Source organism: Microbacterium sp. NPDC057658, from assembly GCF_042799975.1.
In the GTDB taxonomy this organism is placed as follows: domain Bacteria; phylum Actinomycetota; class Actinomycetes; order Actinomycetales; family Microbacteriaceae; genus Microbacterium.
Genome location: NZ_JBHVHT010000001.1, coordinates 1,101,593 through 1,116,116 on the forward strand (window position 1 = coordinate 1,101,593; position 14,524 = coordinate 1,116,116).

Here is a 14,524-nt window from a genome sequence, read left to right on the forward strand (position 1 = left end):
GGCGACTCAGAAGTCGAAGTCGCCGATGTTGTCGGCGTCGAACACGAACGGGTCGCCCAGCAGGACGACGCCGTCGGCGCCGACGGTGTACTCGCCGAGGTCGCCGGCCTCGAAGGTGTCGCCCTCTTCACCGGTGATGTCGCCGGCGATCAGGGCCTGGGCGGCGTAAGCGGCCAGGTAGCCGAGGTCGGCCGGGTTCCACAGCGCGAAGGCGGTGACGGTGCCGTCCTCCACGTACTCGCGCATCTGGTTGGGCGTGCCGAGTCCGGTCAGCGCGACCTGGCCCTTGAAGTCGGACGTCGACAGGTAGCGCGCCGCGGCGGCGATGCCGACCGTGGTGGGCGAGACGATGCCCTTGAGGTCCGGGTGGGTCTGCAGCAGCGCGGCCGTCTTGTCGAACGACGTCTGGTCGTCGTCGTCGCCGTAGACCGTCTCGACGATCGTGATGTCGGGGTACTCGCTGGCGACGTACTCCTCCATCAGCTCGATCCAGGCGTTCTGGTTCGTGGCGTTGGCCGATGCGGAGAGGATGGCGATCTCCCCGGCGCCGCCGATCTGCTCGGCGATGAGGTCGATCTGCACCTTCGCGATGCCCTCGGAGTCGGCCTGGTTGATGAACAGGTCGCGGCAGTCGGTGTTGGTGTCGGAGTCGAAGGTGACGACCTTGACCCCGGCTTCCCTGGCCTCGTTCAACGCGTCGCAGATGGCCTGCGGGTCGTTGGCCGAGACGACGAGGGCGCCGACACCCTGCTGCGTGGCCGTGTTGATGTAGCTGACCTGGGCGTCGGGCGTGGCCTCGGCAGGGGCGACCTCGGAGAACGTGCCGCCGAACTCCTCGACGGCCTTCTTGCCGCCCTCGCTGGACGTGTCGAAGTACGGGTTGCCGAGGTTCTTGGGCAGGAAGGTGATCGAGGCGTCCGCCCCGTCGCCGCCGCCGTCTCCTCCGCCGTCGGTGGAGCCGGCGCAGCCGGTCAGTGCGACCGCCGCCGCCACCGCGAGGGCGGCGAAGGCGGTGACACGCTTGCGTGCAAACGTCATTGTTCGTTCCTTTCGTCGGGAGATGCCGCGGATGCGGCGTCCATCGGTGCCTTCGTCGCTGTGGCGGCACCGGCGGGGGGTCTGCCCGGTCGGCGGCGTGCCTTCTGCAGCCAGGCCAGGAAGCTTGCGGCCACCACCGAGATCACGAGGAGCGTGCCGGTGATGATGTTGATGACGTCGGAGGTGACGTTCACCAGGCGGAGTGCACTCGCGAGCGCCCCGATGAGGAAGGCGGCGGCGATGACGCCGTAGATCTTGCCGCGACCGCCGAACACCGACACCCCGCCGAGCACGACGGCCGCGATGACCTGGAGCTCGAGGCCGGTGGCGTTGTCGCCGCGGGCGCTGCCGTAGCGGAGCGTGTAGAAGATGCCGGCGAATGCGGCGACCGCTCCGGACAGCACGAACAGGATGAGCTTCGTGCGCTCGACGTGCACACCGGAGAAGTGCGCCGCGTCCTTCGACAGCCCGATCGCGTACACCCCGCGGCCGAACGGCGTGAAGTGCAGCAGGACCGCGAAGACCGCGACGAGCACGAGGAACGGGATCGTGATGACGGGTATCGGGGTGCCCGCGATCTTCGCCTTGGCGAGAGCCGTCCAGAACTCCGGGAAGTCGGTGACCGCCGCCGTGCCGAGCAGTCCGACGGCGAGGCCGCGGAAGAGGGCGAGCGTGCCGATCGTGACGGCGAGCGAGGGCAAGCCGACGACCGTCACGAGGAAGCCGTTGAACGCGCCGCCGACCACGCCCACGACGAGGGCGGCGAGGGCCGCGAGCTCGAACGGGAGCCCCGCCTGCACCAGCGCGCCGGTGACGACGCTGGACAGCCCGACCATGCTGCCCACCGAGAGGTCGATCTCGCCGGTGATCATGATGAGGGTCATCGGCAGGGCGATCAGGAGGATCGGGGCGATGTCGAGCAGCAGGTAGGTCAGCGTGATGGGCTGTCCGAACCCGCGGATGCTGGAGGCCGAGACGATCGCGACGAGCAGGAGCAGGCCGACGATCGCGGCCTCGCGCGTGAGCAGGAGCCGGCGCCACAGGGGCTTGTCGTAGTCGCGGATGACGCGGGTGGTCGCGGTGGCGGTCGCGGTGGTCATGATTCGTCCCTCGCCTCGATGAGCCGCCGTCTCTGCCGCACCGCGAGCACGCGGTCGAGCACGATGGCGCCGATGATGAGCAGGCCGACGACGGCACGCTGCCAGAAGTCGGGGATGCCGAGGATCGGCAGAGCGCGGTTGATGGTCAGCAGCAGGACGGCGCCGATCGCGGCGCCCCACACCGAGCCGATGCCGCCGGTGATCGCGACGCCGCCGATGACGGCCGCGCCCACCGCGTCCAGCTCCCATCCCGCTCCCGCCTGGGAGTTGATGGTGCCGTACCGGGCCGCGTAGAAGACGCCGGCGAGTCCGGCGAGAGCTCCCGACAGGACGAACGCGGTGAGCACTCGGCGCGTGACGCGCAGGCCGTAGAGCTCGGCCGCCGCGGGGTCGGAGCCGATCGCGTAGAACTCCCGGCCGCCGCGGGTGTTCTTCATGTACCAGGCGGCGACGGCGAGCACGACGACCGCGACGATCGCGAGGATCGGGATGCCGAGGACCTGCCCCGTGCCGAGGGCGAGGAAGTCGCGCGGCATGTCGGAGGCGTTCACGCGGTCGCTGCCGGTCCACAGCACGTTGATGCCGCGGTAGGCGTAGAGGGTGCCGAGGGTGATCACCATCGCCGGCACCTTGGCGTACGCGACGAGCGCGCCGTTGATGAGGCCGAGCAGAGCGCCGAGCACCACGGCGGCGACCACGACCAGGACGATCGGGATGCCGGGGATGTCGATGAAGAGCCGACCGGTCAGGTACGCGGTCAGACCCATCACGGAACCCACGGACAGGTCGACGTTGCGCGTGATGAGGACGATGGCCTGCCCCACGGCGACGAGCACGAGGATCGAGGGCGTCAGCAGCAGGTCGCGCCAGCCGTCGGCGCTGAACAGGAACTTGGGGTTGTTGAGGGTCGCGGCGGTCACCACGAGCACGAGGGCGAGGAGGATGCCGAACTCGCGGGCTCTGCCGAGACCGGAGATGCGCTTGGTGAGCGCGGAGACGGGGATGGCGGTGGTCACGAGCTGAGCTCCGATGCGTGCGTCGCGGCGAACATGACGTTCTCGGAGGTGGCCTCCGAGCGGGGGATCTCGGCCGTGATGCGACCCTCGCGCATCACGAGCACCCGGTCGGCCATGCCGAGCACCTCGGGCAGCTCGGACGAGATCATGAGGATGCCCATGCCCTGACCGGCGAGCTGGGACAGCAGGCGGTGCACCTCGGACTTGGTGCCGACGTCGATGCCGCGGGTCGGCTCGTCGATGAGCAGCACCTGCGGCTGCGTGGCGAGCCATTTCGCGAGGACGACCTTCTGCTGGTTGCCGCCGGAGAGCGTCGCGGCGACGGTGTCCAGGGCGTGGGTCTTCACCTCGAGCCGCGACGCCCACTCCCGGGCGGCGCGGTTCTCCATCGCTGTGGTGAGCAGGCCGAGGCGGGCGAGACGCCGACGGATCGCGAGGGTGATGTTCCCGCCGACGCCGGCTTCGATGACGAGGCCCTGCTTCCGGCGGTCCTCGGGGACGAGGGCGAGACCGGCGCGCATGGCGTCGACCGGACGGCGCGCGCGGATCCGGCGGCCCTTCATGCGCACGCTGCCCTCGCGGTACCCGTCCACGCCGAAGACCGCGCGCGCGACCTCGCTGCGCCCGGCGCCGACGAGGCCGGCGAGCCCGACGATCTCGCCCGCACGGACGGAGAACGAGATGTCGTGGAAGAGGCCGGGGCTCGTGAGCCCCTCGACCTCGAGCAGCGGCTCGCCGATCGTCGCCTCCTGCTTCGGGAACAGCTCGGACACCTCGCGGCCGACCATCTGGTGCACGAGTTCGTCGACCGTGGTGTCGGCGATGGCGGAGGTCGCGATGTACGCGCCGTCTCGCATGACCGTGACGGTGTCGCAGAGCGCGAACACCTCGTCGAACCGGTGCGAGATGAAGATGAGGCCGCGGCCCTCGTCGCGCAGGCTCCGGGCGATCGCGAACAGGCGCTCCACCTCCACGCCGGAGAGCGCCGCGGTGGGCTCGTCCATGATGAGCAGCGTGGCGTCGAGGGAGACCGCCTTGGCGATCTCGATGACCTGCTGGTCGGCGATCGACAGGCCTTCGGCGGGGCGGTCGGGGTCGATGGTGACGCCGAGGCGGGTGAAGAGCCGCTCGACCTCGTGGCGCATGGCCTTGCGGTCGATCCGCCCGAACCGCCCGGTCGGCTGGCGCCCCATGAAGATGTTCTCGGTGACGGAGAGATCGGGGAAGAGCGTCGGCTCCTGGTAGATGACCGCGACGCCGGCCGCCTTCGACTGGGCGGTCGAGGTGAAGTCCACGTCTTCGCCGCGAAGCCGGAAGACCCCGCCGTCGCGCTGGTAGAGACCGGCGACGATCTTCACGAGCGTGGACTTGCCGGCCCCGTTCTCGCCGACGAGCGCGTGGATGGAGCCGGGGCGGACGGCGATGGTGCCGGAGCGCAGGGCGATCACCGACCCGAACGCCTTCTGGACGTCGGCGAGCTCGAGCACGGGCGCCGTCGTGGGTGAGGACATCATTTCTCTCTCCATTGAGGGAATGAATCGTTTCAAACCCTGATGGAGATGAGACTAGGGGCTGTGTTGACGCGTGTCAATACGGCATGAGAGTCTGAGGCGATCCCCGCGGATGAGTCGTTTCAGCGGCGGGAGCCGGAGGGAGGGCGCGATGGCCGTCAGTGTGCGGGAGGTCGCCGAGGACGCGGGTGTCTCCGTCGGGACCGTCTCGAACGTGCTCAACCGGCCGGAGAAGGTGGCCGCGGAGACCGTCGCGCGTGTGCAGGCGTCGATCGACCGCCTCGGGTTCGTGCGCAACGACGCGGCACGGCAGCTCCGTGCGGGGCGCAGTCGGACGATCGGCCTCGTCGTGCTCGACATCCGCAACCCCTTCTTCGCCGAGGTGATCCGCGGAGCCGAGGAGCGCGCCGACCAGCACGGACTCTCCGTCCTCGTCGCCAACAGCGACGAGAAGCAGGAGCGGGAGGCGATGCATCTCGATCTCTTCGAGGAGCAGCGGGTGACCGGCGTGCTCGTCACTCCCGTGGCGGAATCCCTGCCGCGGCTGGTGCGGATGCATGAGCGCGGGACGCACGCCGTGCTCGTCGACCGGGAATCGCAGGACGAGCGGTTCGCCTCCGTCGCCGTCGACGATGTCGAGGGCGGACGCATCGCGACCGAGCACCTGCTGGCGGTCGGTCGTCGCCGGATCGCCTTCGTCGGCGGCCCGGTCGCGCTGCGCCAGGTCTCCGACCGCCTGAGCGGCGCGCAGGCCGCGGCGGCCGCGGCGGGGATCGGGCTGGAGTTCATCCCGACCTCCGCGCTCACCGTCGAGGAGGGACGCCGGGCCGGTGCGCAGATCCTCGACCGCGCCCCCGGGGACCGGCCGGACGCGGTCTTCGCGGCGAACGACCTCCTGGCACTGGGCCTCCTGCAGAGCCTGGTGATGACCGGCGATGCCCGGGTCCCCGAGGACATCGCGCTCGTGGGCTACGACGACATCGACTTCGCGGCGGCCGCCGTGATCCCGCTCAGCTCGGTGCGGCAGCCGGCCGCTCTCATCGGCTCGACCGCCGTCGACCTGCTGCTGCGAGGCCAGGACGAGGTGGCGCCGGCGCCGGAGCACGTGCTGTTCCGGCCGGAGCTCGTCGCCCGCCGCTCGACGACCGGGGAGTGACCGTCAGGCCGGCGTCGATGTGGTGCGTTGGGCGCTCGCACCCCGCATGATGCGGGCGACGGCGGTGATGAGGAAGAGCTGCCCGGTGATCCCCTCGGCGACGGCCACCGCCTGCACGCCCGGTCCGACGGGGACGAGGTTCCCGTAGCCCGTCGTGGTCAGTGCCGTGAACGAGAAGAAGAGCTGATTGCCGAGCGAGTCGTTCGCCGCATCTCCGAACAGCGGCGTCGGCAGCAGCAGCGACAGCAGGTTGTAGACGAAGGCGAAGAACATGCCGACGAGGATGTACGCGGTCACCGCGGCCAGGAGCGCCTCGACGTCGAGGCCTCGGCGGGTGACCTGGTGCGCGATGATGGCCCACGGCGCCACGAGCAGCGCGAGCATGGAGGCGGCGGACAGGGCGACCGCGAGGGCGGGACTGTCCGTGGCGAAGAATGCCGCGAGGAGGGCAGCCAGCCCCGCGGCCGAGAGCACGACCCACGACACCCGCTGCACGAGGGCGTGCGCCCTGGTCACGCGGAACACGATCGCGACCGTGACCAGCATCGCGAGGAACGCCCAGGGGCTGGGGACCGTGCCGGGCTGGGCCGCGCACAGTCCGTACGACACGATGAGGAGGGCGAGCACCGCGGCATAGCCCAGGGCGCCGCGCCTCGGGTCGGCCGGGGCAGCGAACCCCGCGCGGACGTGCGCTCCCGATGGCTCGGACATGGCGTCTCCTCTCGCGTCCGCGGGCGCCGGACCCTCGCAACGTGCGGCCAGTATCGCAGGGCATGCGGCCGGCTCCCGGGAGCATCCGAGACCGGCGGTTCGTGACCACGCGCAGGACCCGTTATGATGGTGGGGTGCATCCGTGCTCTCGAGCCGGATGCCTGGAGACGTCGCATAGTCCGGCCTAGTGCACCACCCTGCTAAGGTGGAGTCCCCTTACGGGGACCAGGGGTTCAAATCCCCTCGTCTCCGCACTGAGAAGCCCCGACGAGTCCGCTCGCCGGGGCTTTCGTGTTCTCGCGTGCGGGCGGGCCCTCCTCACGCCCGCGTCCCCGGCATCCAGGTCGGGTCGGGGGAGAGTGCGGCGGAGATCTTCCGGCTGGCCGCGCCGAGCTGCCGGGCCTGCGCCGGGGTCAGGGTGTCGAAGACGACGCGGCGGATGAGGGCCTGGTGTGCGGGGGTCGACTCCTCGACCTTCCGGTGGCCGGCGTCGGTGAGGATGCCGAGGGTGAAGCGCCCGTCTTCCGCATCGACCTCGCGCCGGATCCAGCCTTTCGCCTCCAGGCGGGTGACCGCACGGGAGAGTCGGGACAGCGTGCTGTTCGCGTAGCCCGCGAGGACACTGAGGCGGAGCGTGCGCTCCGGTGCCGCATCGAGAGCGTAGAGGATGCCGTGCTCGAAGTGGGTCAGTCCGCTGTCGCGCTGCAGTTGCGCGTCGAGGGCCGCGGGGAGCCGTTCGAGGAGCGTCGCGAGTGCCGACCAGACGTCCATCTCTTCGGTGCTCAAGGGGGCGGGGGAGGATGACGACATTCCTCCACCGTAGCGGTCGAGCCGTGCTCTTCGTTTGCTCAGGAAAGTGACTGGAAGCTAGTATGACTTGCTCAGGCAAGTGATGCGGGGCGTCCGCGGAAGTGAGAGGGAGACGGATGGAACTGGGGCTGCGCGGCAAGAGGGCGTTCATCAGCGGATCGAGCCAGGGGATCGGATACGCGGTCGCGTCCGCTCTCGCCACCGAGGGGGTCGATGTCGTGATCAACGGTCGTGACGAGGGACGGGTCGACGCGGCGGTCGGCGTGCTGGCCCTCGCGCACCCGGAGGTGACCGTGTCCGGGATCGCCGCGGACTTCACCGACCCGTCGCAGGTGGCGCGGCTGACGGAGCGGCTCGGTGACGTCGACATCCTCGTCAACAACGTCGGTCTCTTCGGTCTCGCCGACTTCGCGGACGTCGCCGATGCGGACTGGGCGCACTACTTCGAGGTGAACGTGATGAGCGGCGTGCGCCTCTCCCGGTCTCTCCTGCCGGGGATGAGGGAACGGGGCTGGGGGCGCATCGTCTTCGTCAGCAGCGAGTCCGGCGTCAACGTCCCGGCCGACATGGTGCACTACGGCGTGACGAAGGCCGCGATGATCGCGCTCGGGAACGGGTTGGCCAAACTCACCCGCGGCACCGGCGTGACGGTGAACACCGTCCTGGGCGGCCCGACCTACTCGGAGGGGGTCGCGGCGAGCGTCGCCGCGGTCGCCGAGGCCCGGTCCGTCTCCGAGGAGGTGATGAAGGAGGCGATCATCGGACAGAATGCGACCACACTGCTGGGGCGCTTCCTCGATCCGGCCGAGGTCGCCGACCTCGTCGTCTACCTCTCCAGTGTGCGCGCATCGGCGACGAACGGCGCCGCGCTGCGGGCGGATGGCGGGGTGCTGACCGCGATGCTGTGAGCGCGGCCGGGCGAGTCGCTCGGGTGTCCCGGTTCGGGTATCCTCGCGGGCATGCCTGAACCGACCCAGACCCCGCAGCGCGAGGCCTTCGGCTCGCGGAACGTGTTCATCCTCTCGGCGATCGGCTCGGCCGTGGGTCTCGGGAACATCTGGCGCTTCCCCTACGTCGCCTACGAAGGCGGCGGCGGTGCGTTCCTCATTCCGTACCTGTGCGCGCTGCTGACCGCCGGCATCCCGCTGCTGTTCCTCGACTACGCGATCGGCCACCGGTTCCGGGGCTCCGCGCCCCTCGCGTTCCGACGCCTGCACCGGGCCGCCGAACCGCTGGGCTGGTGGCAGGTGCTGATCTGCGTCGTCATCGCGGTGTACTACGCCGTGATCGTCGCGTGGGCGGGCATGTACACCTGGTTCTCCGCGCAGCTCACCTGGGGTGCGGGCAACGAGAACGACTTCTTCTTCGTCGACTTCCTGAAGTCCGCCGACGTCGCGGAGGTCGGCCTGTCCGGCGAGTTCGTGCCGCAGGTGGGCCTGCCGCTGATCGCGGTGTGGCTGATCGTCATCATTATCATGGCGCTCGGCGTCAAGCGCGGCATCGGTCGCGCCAACATGATCCTGATGCCGCTGCTCACCCTCATGTTCGCGGTGCTCGTCGTGCAGGCTCTCTTCCTCCCTGGCGCCCTGGACGGTCTGAACGCGTTCTTCACGCCGAACTGGGAGGCGCTCGCCGACCCGGCCGTGTGGGCCTCCGCCTACGGGCACATCTTCTTCTCGCTGTCCGTCGCGTTCGGGATCATGGTGACGTACGCGTCCTACCTCAAGCGCAAGACCGACCTCACCGGCTCCGGTCTCGTGGTCGCATTCGCCAACTCCGGTTTCGAGATCCTCGCCGGCATCGGCGTGTTCGCCGCACTCGGGTTCATGGCCCAGGCGCAGGGCACGGATGTCTCCGGCGTCGCGACCTCGGGCATCGGTCTCGCGTTCGTCGCCTTCCCCACGATCGTGTCGCAGGCGACCGGCGGGTCGATCATCGGCGTGCTGTTCTTCGGTGCCCTCGTCTTCGCGGGCGTGACCTCCCTCATCTCGATCCTCGAGGTGATCGTGGCCGCCCTGCAGGACAAGCTCGGGTGGGGACGGGTGCGCACCACCCTCATCGTCTCCATCCCGCTCGCCGTCATCTCCATGGCCCTGTTCTCCACCACCACTGCGCTGTCGGTGCTCGACACCACCGACGCCTTCGTCAACGCCTTCGGCATCATGGCGGTCGCCCTCGTCGCGGTGATCGTGGTGGCGTGGGTGCTGCACAGGCTGCCGCAGCTGCAGGAGCACCTCAACCGGCGATCCAGCTTCCGGGTCGGGCTGCTCTGGCGCCTGCTCGTGGGTGTGCTGGCCCCGCTCGTGCTCGGTTACCTGCTCATCACCGAACTCCTGACGAAGATCGCCGAGCCGTACAGCGGCTACCCCGGCTGGTTCCTCGGCGTGTTCGGCTGGGGCATGGTCATCGCGCTGGTGGTCGGCGGAGTGCTGCTGTCGCTGGTGCCGTGGAGCAGGCGCTCGCGCGCCAAGGACGACGTCGGCTACGACGACTTCCTCGACCAGGAGGAGTACGCCGCCGACCCGGAGACGACGAGCATCGCCGTCCCGGCGGCGCAGACGAAGGGAGCGGGAGCATGACCACCACCGCGATCGTCATGATGATCATCGCCATGGTCACGGTGTGGGGCGGCCTCATCGCCGCCGTCGTGAACCTCGCCCGCCATCCCGAGGTGGAGGACGCCGAGCCGGCGGTCCCGGTCGAGCTCTGATCCCCGGCCCGATCGCATCGGACCACGACGATCGGGTGCAGGCGGGGACTGCGGCGAAACGATGGTGGGGAAAGGAGGGCCCCCGTGATCGGCACGCTCAACGCCCTGGTCGACCTCGTCGACGCGGACCACGGTCAGGAGATCGACGTCGCCGCGTTCGCCCGTGCGCACGGCACCACCGAGTACCACCTGCGACGGATGTTCTCGGCGCTGGCCGGGATGCCGTTGACCGAGTATGTGCGGCGTCGTCGGATGACTCTCGCCGGCGCGGAGCTCGCCGCCGGCGCGCCGAGTCTGCTCGATGTCGCCGTTCGGCACGGCTACAGCTCGACCGAGGCGTTCGCCCGGGCGTTCCGCGCCGTGCACGGCATCGGGCCGGCGGACGCGCGTCGGCACGGGGGTCCTCTCCGCACACAACCCACGCTCCGGTTCCGCCTGAGCGTCGAAGGGAGTACCCCGATGGATGTCACCATCACCCACCGTCCCGCGTTCGTCCTCGCGGGCCATGCCGCGGAGGTCCCGCTGATCCACGTCGGCGTCAATCCGCACATCCAGGCGCACATCGCCGCCATCCCACCCGAGGAGCACGCCCGCGTCAAGGCCCTCGGGAACGAGGAGCCCGCAGGCATCCTCGCCGTGACCGCCGACATCGATCCGGATGCCCCGGAGGGGACGCCGCTGACGTACCTGCACGGGGTGGCCGTGCGCGCCGACACCGCGGTTCCCGACGACCTCGACGCCCTGCGCGTGGCGGAGGGCACCTGGGCCGTGTTCGGCGCGAGCGGACCCTTCCCCGAGACCCTCCAGAATCTGTGGGCGGCGACGGCGACCGAATGGTTCCCGTCGAACCCGTGGCGGCTGCGGCCCGGGCCGTCGATCGTCCGCTACCGGGAGTTCACCGGCGACACGGCTTCCTGCGAGCTCTGGCTCCCCGTCGAGCAGAGCTGACCGCCATCGGGTCGAGCCCCTGGGGCTCGACCCGATGTCGGTGCGCCGTGGCACACTGGCCGCACGACGTACCGAGAGGCGGGCCATGACGGCGATCGATCCCAAGAAGACGCTCGACGCGTATCGGGCGAAGCGGGGCGCCTTCCGTGTCCTCGAGGTGCCGCCGCTGACCTATCTGATGATCGACGGCGCCGGAGATCCGAACACCGCTCCGGCCTTCTTCGACGCAGTCGCGGCGCTCTACCCGCTGGCGTACACCCTCAAGTTCGCCAGCCGGGCAGAGCTCGACGTCGATCAGGTCGTAATGCCCCTGGAAGGCCTGTGGCATGCGCCCGACATGGCCTCGTTCACCACGCGACGCGACAAGTCGACGTGGCTCTGGACGCTCATGATCATGGTGGGCGATCACGTCACTCCCGCCCTGTTCGACCGCGCGGTCGAGACGGTCGCGGCGAAGAGCGCGAAGAAGGGGGAAGAGCTTCCGGCGCTGGCCGCCGTCCGGCGGGAGGTCCTCGACGAGGGCCTCTGCGTGCAGACATTGCACATCGGGCCGTTCGACGATGAAGGACCCGTGCTCGAGGAGCTGCACGAGCGCTTCGTCCCGGAGAACGGGTTGCAGATGCGCGGACGGCACCACGAGATCTACCTCAGCGACCGTCGTCGGACGGCTCCGGAGAAGCTGCGCACCATCCTGCGGCAGCCCGTCGAACGGATCACCTGAGCGCTGTCGCACCGGGGGTCCGGAAAGCAACCCCCTGATCGGGACGCGCCGCGGCGGATACTCTTCGAGCATGAGCACCGTCAAGCATGCGGCGCGCGTGGCGAAGGACTCCACCGCGTTCCGGCGGACCGCCCGCGCGGGATTCGTGGTCCTCGGCATCATCCACATCATCATCGGCGCGATCGCCATCACGATCGCGGCCGGCGGGTCGGGGGACGCCGACCAGGACGGCGCGATGGAGCAGGTGCGCAACAACCCCATCGGCGGACTGCTGCTGCTCGCGATCGCCGTGGGCCTCTTCGCGCTCGCCGTGTGGCAGGTGGCGAGCGGGTTCCTGGCCGCCGACCCCGCGGAGACGAAGAAGTGGGGCAAGCGCCTCAAGCTCTTCGGGATCTCGGGCACCTACCTGGTGATCGCCGGTCTCGCACTCGTCTACGCGGTGGGCGGCCGCGCGGAGTCCTCCGACGCCTCGAAGACCCTGAGCCAGGTGGTCCTCGCCGCACCGGGCGGGGTGGCCCTGCTCGTGGTGATCGGCCTCAGCGTCATCGGTGTCGGCATCGGCTTCATCATCGGCGGGATCATGCGCTCCTTCCGCAAGCTCATCGACGTGCCGACCGGAGCCGCCCGCGCCGGCGTGATGGCGCTCGGCATCGTGGGCTATATCGGCAAGGGCATCGCGGTGGGGGTCACCGGGGTGCTGTTCGTGGTGGCGGCCGTGACGCAGGACCCGGAACGCGCTGCGGGTCTCGACGCCGCTCTGCACAGCCTCCTCAGTCTGCCGTTCGGCCGGCTCATCCTCGGTGCGGTCGGCATCGGCTTCGCGCTGTACGGGGCCTTCTGCATCGCCCGCGCCCGCCTCGCCCGCATGTCCTAGCCTCCCGCCGGGCACGACTTCGGAGATCGTTGCCGACACGCCGCTCGACGGTGCGGCAGCCCGGCGTGTCTCGCCCCGTCTCCGAAGCTGTGCCCGTCCGGAGCCGGGCCCCGGTCAGCCGGAAGATGGGAGACTGGAACGATGAGCGCTTCTCCCGGAGTCGACGTGATCACCCCGCTGACCGAGACCGAGGTGCAGCGGATCCGCGAGGACTTCCCGATCCTGCACACCCGCGTCCACGGTCACCCGCTGGCGTACCTCGATTCGGGGGCGACCTCGCAGCGTCCGGAGTCCGTGCTCGACGCCGAACGCCGCTTCGCCACCACGATGAACGCGGCCGTCCACCGCGGTGCCCACACGCTGGCCGCCGAGGCGACCGAGCTCTTCGAAGACGCCCGCAGCACCCTCGCCCGGTTCGTGGGCGTCGATGACGACGAGATCGTCTGGACCTCGAACGCCACCGAAGCGGTCAACCTCGTCGCCTACTCTCTCTCCAACGCCTCCCTCGGCCGGGGTGGCGCCGCGGCCGAACCTCTCCGGCTCCGCGAAGGGGACGAGATCGTCACCACCGAGATGGAGCACCACGCCAACCTGATCCCCTGGCAGGAGCTCGCCGCGCGCACCGGGGCGACGCTCCGGGTCATCCCGCTCGACGACGACGGGGCCCTGCGGCTGGATGCGGCCGCGGAGATCATCTCGGAGCGCACGAAGCTCGTGGCCTTCACCCACGTCTCGAACGTGCTGGGCGTGATCAACCCGGTCGAGACCCTCGTCGCGCTGGCCAGGGAGGTCGGCGCCCTCACCCTGCTCGACGCCTGCCAGTCGGCTCCGCACCTCCCGCTGGACCTGCACGCGCTCGGCGTCGACTTCGCGGTCCTCTCCGGCCACAAGATGCTCGGCCCCACCGGCATCGGGGCGCTCTACGGCCGTCGCGAGGTCCTCACCGCGATGCCCCCGTTCCTCACGGGCGGCTCCATGATCACGACGGTGACCACGACCGCGGCCGAGTACCTGCCGCCACCGCAGCGCTTCGAAGCGGGCACGCAGCGGGTGTCCCAGGCGATCGCGCTCGCCGCTGCCGTCGACTACCTCTCCGCGGTCGGCATGGAGCGCATCGCCGCCCACGAGGCCGCGTTCGGGCAGCGTCTCGTCGAAGGACTCGGCGCGATCGACGGCGTGCGCGTGCTGGGCGCGGGCATCGAGCTGCCGCGGGTCGGTCTCGCGAGCTTCGACGTGGCCGGGATCCACTCGCACGACGTCGGGCAGTTCCTCGACGACCAGGGCATCGCGGTGCGCGTCGGTCACCACTGCGCGCAGCCCCTGCACCGTCGGATGGGCGTGACCTCATCGACGAGGGCGAGCACCTACCTGTACACCACCGCGTCCGAGGTGGACGCCGTCATCGAGGCGGTCGCCGGGGCGATCGCGTTCTTCGGGAGGGGCGCATGAGCGACCTGCAGAGCCTGTACCAGGAGCTGATCCTCGACCACTCGCGCACGCCGCACGGCTTCGGGCTCCGCGAGGAGATCCCGGCCCAGTCGCATCAGCTCAACCCGACCTGCGGCGACGAGATCACGCTGCAGGTGCATCGCAGCGCCGACGGCGGCGTGGAGGCGATCGCGTGGGAGGGACACGGGTGCGCCATCTCCCAGGCCTCCGCGTCCCTGCTCGCCGAGCTCGCCGAGGGCCTCACCGTGGACGAGCTCGAGGTGCGGATCGCTGCCTTCCGCGAGGCGATGCGCTCCCGCGGAACGATCGAGCCGGATGAGGAACTGCTCGGCGATGCCGCGGCGCTCGGGGGAGTCTCGCGGTACGTGGCGCGCGTGAAGTGCGCCATGCTCGCCTGGGTGGCGGCGGAGGACGCGCTCACGCGCCTCTGACCGCGTTCGCCTCCCTCCTCGACGGGAATAGCATCCGCCGGCAGGCGTT

15 protein-coding genes and 1 tRNA gene are annotated in these 14,524 nt (G+C 70.2%); 10 read left to right on the forward strand and 6 right to left on the reverse strand.

Annotation, left to right across the window (positions count from 1 at the left end; translation table 11 throughout):
* Positions 1-6 precede the first annotated feature (6 nt).
* From rhaS to ACFU8V_RS05190, 4 genes are read right to left on the reverse strand one after another with little or no spacing between them, the layout of a single operon-like run.
* The gene (gene rhaS, locus ACFU8V_RS05175) at positions 7-1,038 is read right to left on the reverse strand and encodes a rhamnose ABC transporter substrate-binding protein (RefSeq protein WP_378869540.1); all 1,032 of its coding nucleotides are present in this window, start codon (positions 1,036-1,038) and stop codon (positions 7-9) included.
* Positions 1,035-2,138, reverse strand: coding sequence for an ABC transporter permease (locus ACFU8V_RS05180; RefSeq protein ID WP_366216544.1), 1,104 nt, complete (start codon positions 2,136-2,138; stop codon positions 1,035-1,037). Before ACFU8V_RS05180 ends, rhaS begins: the two co-directional genes overlap by 4 nt.
* Entirely contained in the window at positions 2,135-3,154 is a 1,020-nt protein-coding gene (locus ACFU8V_RS05185) for an ABC transporter permease (protein WP_025104564.1), read from the reverse strand. Before ACFU8V_RS05185 ends, ACFU8V_RS05180 begins: the two co-directional genes overlap by 4 nt.
* Positions 3,151-4,668: a sugar ABC transporter ATP-binding protein gene (locus ACFU8V_RS05190; RefSeq protein ID WP_126893492.1), complete on the reverse strand. Its 1,518-nt coding sequence runs from the start codon at positions 4,666-4,668 to the stop codon at positions 3,151-3,153. Before ACFU8V_RS05190 ends, ACFU8V_RS05185 begins: the two co-directional genes overlap by 4 nt.
* A 148-nt stretch (positions 4,669-4,816) precedes the next feature.
* Here ACFU8V_RS05190 and ACFU8V_RS05195 point away from each other — a divergent pair, with 148 nt between their 5' ends.
* Positions 4,817-5,821 (forward strand): LacI family DNA-binding transcriptional regulator, encoded by a 1,005-nt coding sequence (locus tag ACFU8V_RS05195; RefSeq protein ID WP_025104562.1) that lies wholly within the window; start codon positions 4,817-4,819, stop codon positions 5,819-5,821.
* 3 nt (positions 5,822-5,824) lie between these two features.
* On the opposite strand, the gene ACFU8V_RS05200 is transcribed toward ACFU8V_RS05195, so the two are convergent.
* Positions 5,825-6,532 carry a potassium channel family protein gene (locus ACFU8V_RS05200; protein WP_102207996.1) on the reverse strand — a complete coding sequence of 236 codons (708 nt, stop codon included), beginning with the start codon at positions 6,530-6,532 and terminating at the stop codon, positions 5,825-5,827.
* A 163-nt stretch (positions 6,533-6,695) separates the two neighbouring features.
* Between ACFU8V_RS05200 and ACFU8V_RS05205 the strand changes: the two genes are divergently transcribed.
* A tRNA-Ser gene (locus ACFU8V_RS05205) sits at positions 6,696-6,784 on the forward strand.
* Between the two features lie 66 nt (positions 6,785-6,850).
* Here the strand turns inward: ACFU8V_RS05205 and ACFU8V_RS05210 are convergent.
* Positions 6,851-7,342: a MarR family winged helix-turn-helix transcriptional regulator gene (locus ACFU8V_RS05210; RefSeq protein ID WP_249521755.1), complete on the reverse strand. Its 492-nt coding sequence runs from the start codon at positions 7,340-7,342 to the stop codon at positions 6,851-6,853.
* Between the two features lie 116 nt (positions 7,343-7,458).
* On the opposite strand from ACFU8V_RS05210, the gene ACFU8V_RS05215 reads away from it, so the two are divergent.
* The 8 genes from ACFU8V_RS05215 to sufU all read left to right on the forward strand — a co-directional run bounded on the left by ACFU8V_RS05215 (position 7,459) and on the right by sufU (position 14,475).
* Complete coding sequence (locus tag ACFU8V_RS05215; RefSeq protein ID WP_378869547.1) at positions 7,459-8,250, forward strand: SDR family NAD(P)-dependent oxidoreductase; 792 nt, start codon at positions 7,459-7,461, stop codon at positions 8,248-8,250.
* A 51-nt stretch (positions 8,251-8,301) separates the two neighbouring features.
* Positions 8,302-9,921 carry a sodium-dependent transporter gene (locus tag ACFU8V_RS05220; RefSeq protein WP_378869550.1) on the forward strand — a complete coding sequence of 540 codons (1,620 nt, stop codon included), beginning with the start codon at positions 8,302-8,304 and terminating at the stop codon, positions 9,919-9,921.
* Positions 9,918-10,052, forward strand: coding sequence for a methionine/alanine import family NSS transporter small subunit (locus tag ACFU8V_RS05225; protein WP_085603954.1), 135 nt, complete (start codon positions 9,918-9,920; stop codon positions 10,050-10,052). The genes ACFU8V_RS05220 and ACFU8V_RS05225 overlap by 4 nt, the downstream gene beginning before the upstream one ends.
* Before the next feature lie 84 nt (positions 10,053-10,136).
* Positions 10,137-11,000, forward strand: a complete 864-nt coding sequence (locus tag ACFU8V_RS05230) for a GyrI-like domain-containing protein (protein WP_378869553.1) — start codon at positions 10,137-10,139, stop codon at positions 10,998-11,000.
* Positions 11,001-11,085: 85 nt separating this feature from the next.
* A complete protein-coding gene (locus ACFU8V_RS05235; protein ID WP_378869555.1) occupies positions 11,086-11,721 on the forward strand; it encodes a GyrI-like domain-containing protein in 636 nt (211 codons plus the stop codon).
* Positions 11,722-11,791: 70 nt separating this feature from the next.
* A complete protein-coding gene (locus ACFU8V_RS05240; RefSeq protein WP_249521751.1) occupies positions 11,792-12,595 on the forward strand; it encodes a DUF1206 domain-containing protein in 804 nt (267 codons plus the stop codon).
* A gap of 141 nt (positions 12,596-12,736) precedes the next feature.
* Positions 12,737-14,044: a cysteine desulfurase gene (locus tag ACFU8V_RS05245; protein ID WP_378869558.1), complete on the forward strand. Its 1,308-nt coding sequence runs from the start codon at positions 12,737-12,739 to the stop codon at positions 14,042-14,044.
* Positions 14,041-14,475, forward strand: coding sequence for a Fe-S cluster assembly sulfur transfer protein SufU (sufU, locus tag ACFU8V_RS05250; protein WP_025104553.1), 435 nt, complete (start codon positions 14,041-14,043; stop codon positions 14,473-14,475). The genes ACFU8V_RS05245 and sufU overlap by 4 nt, the downstream gene beginning before the upstream one ends.
* Positions 14,476-14,524: the final 49 nt, after the last annotated feature.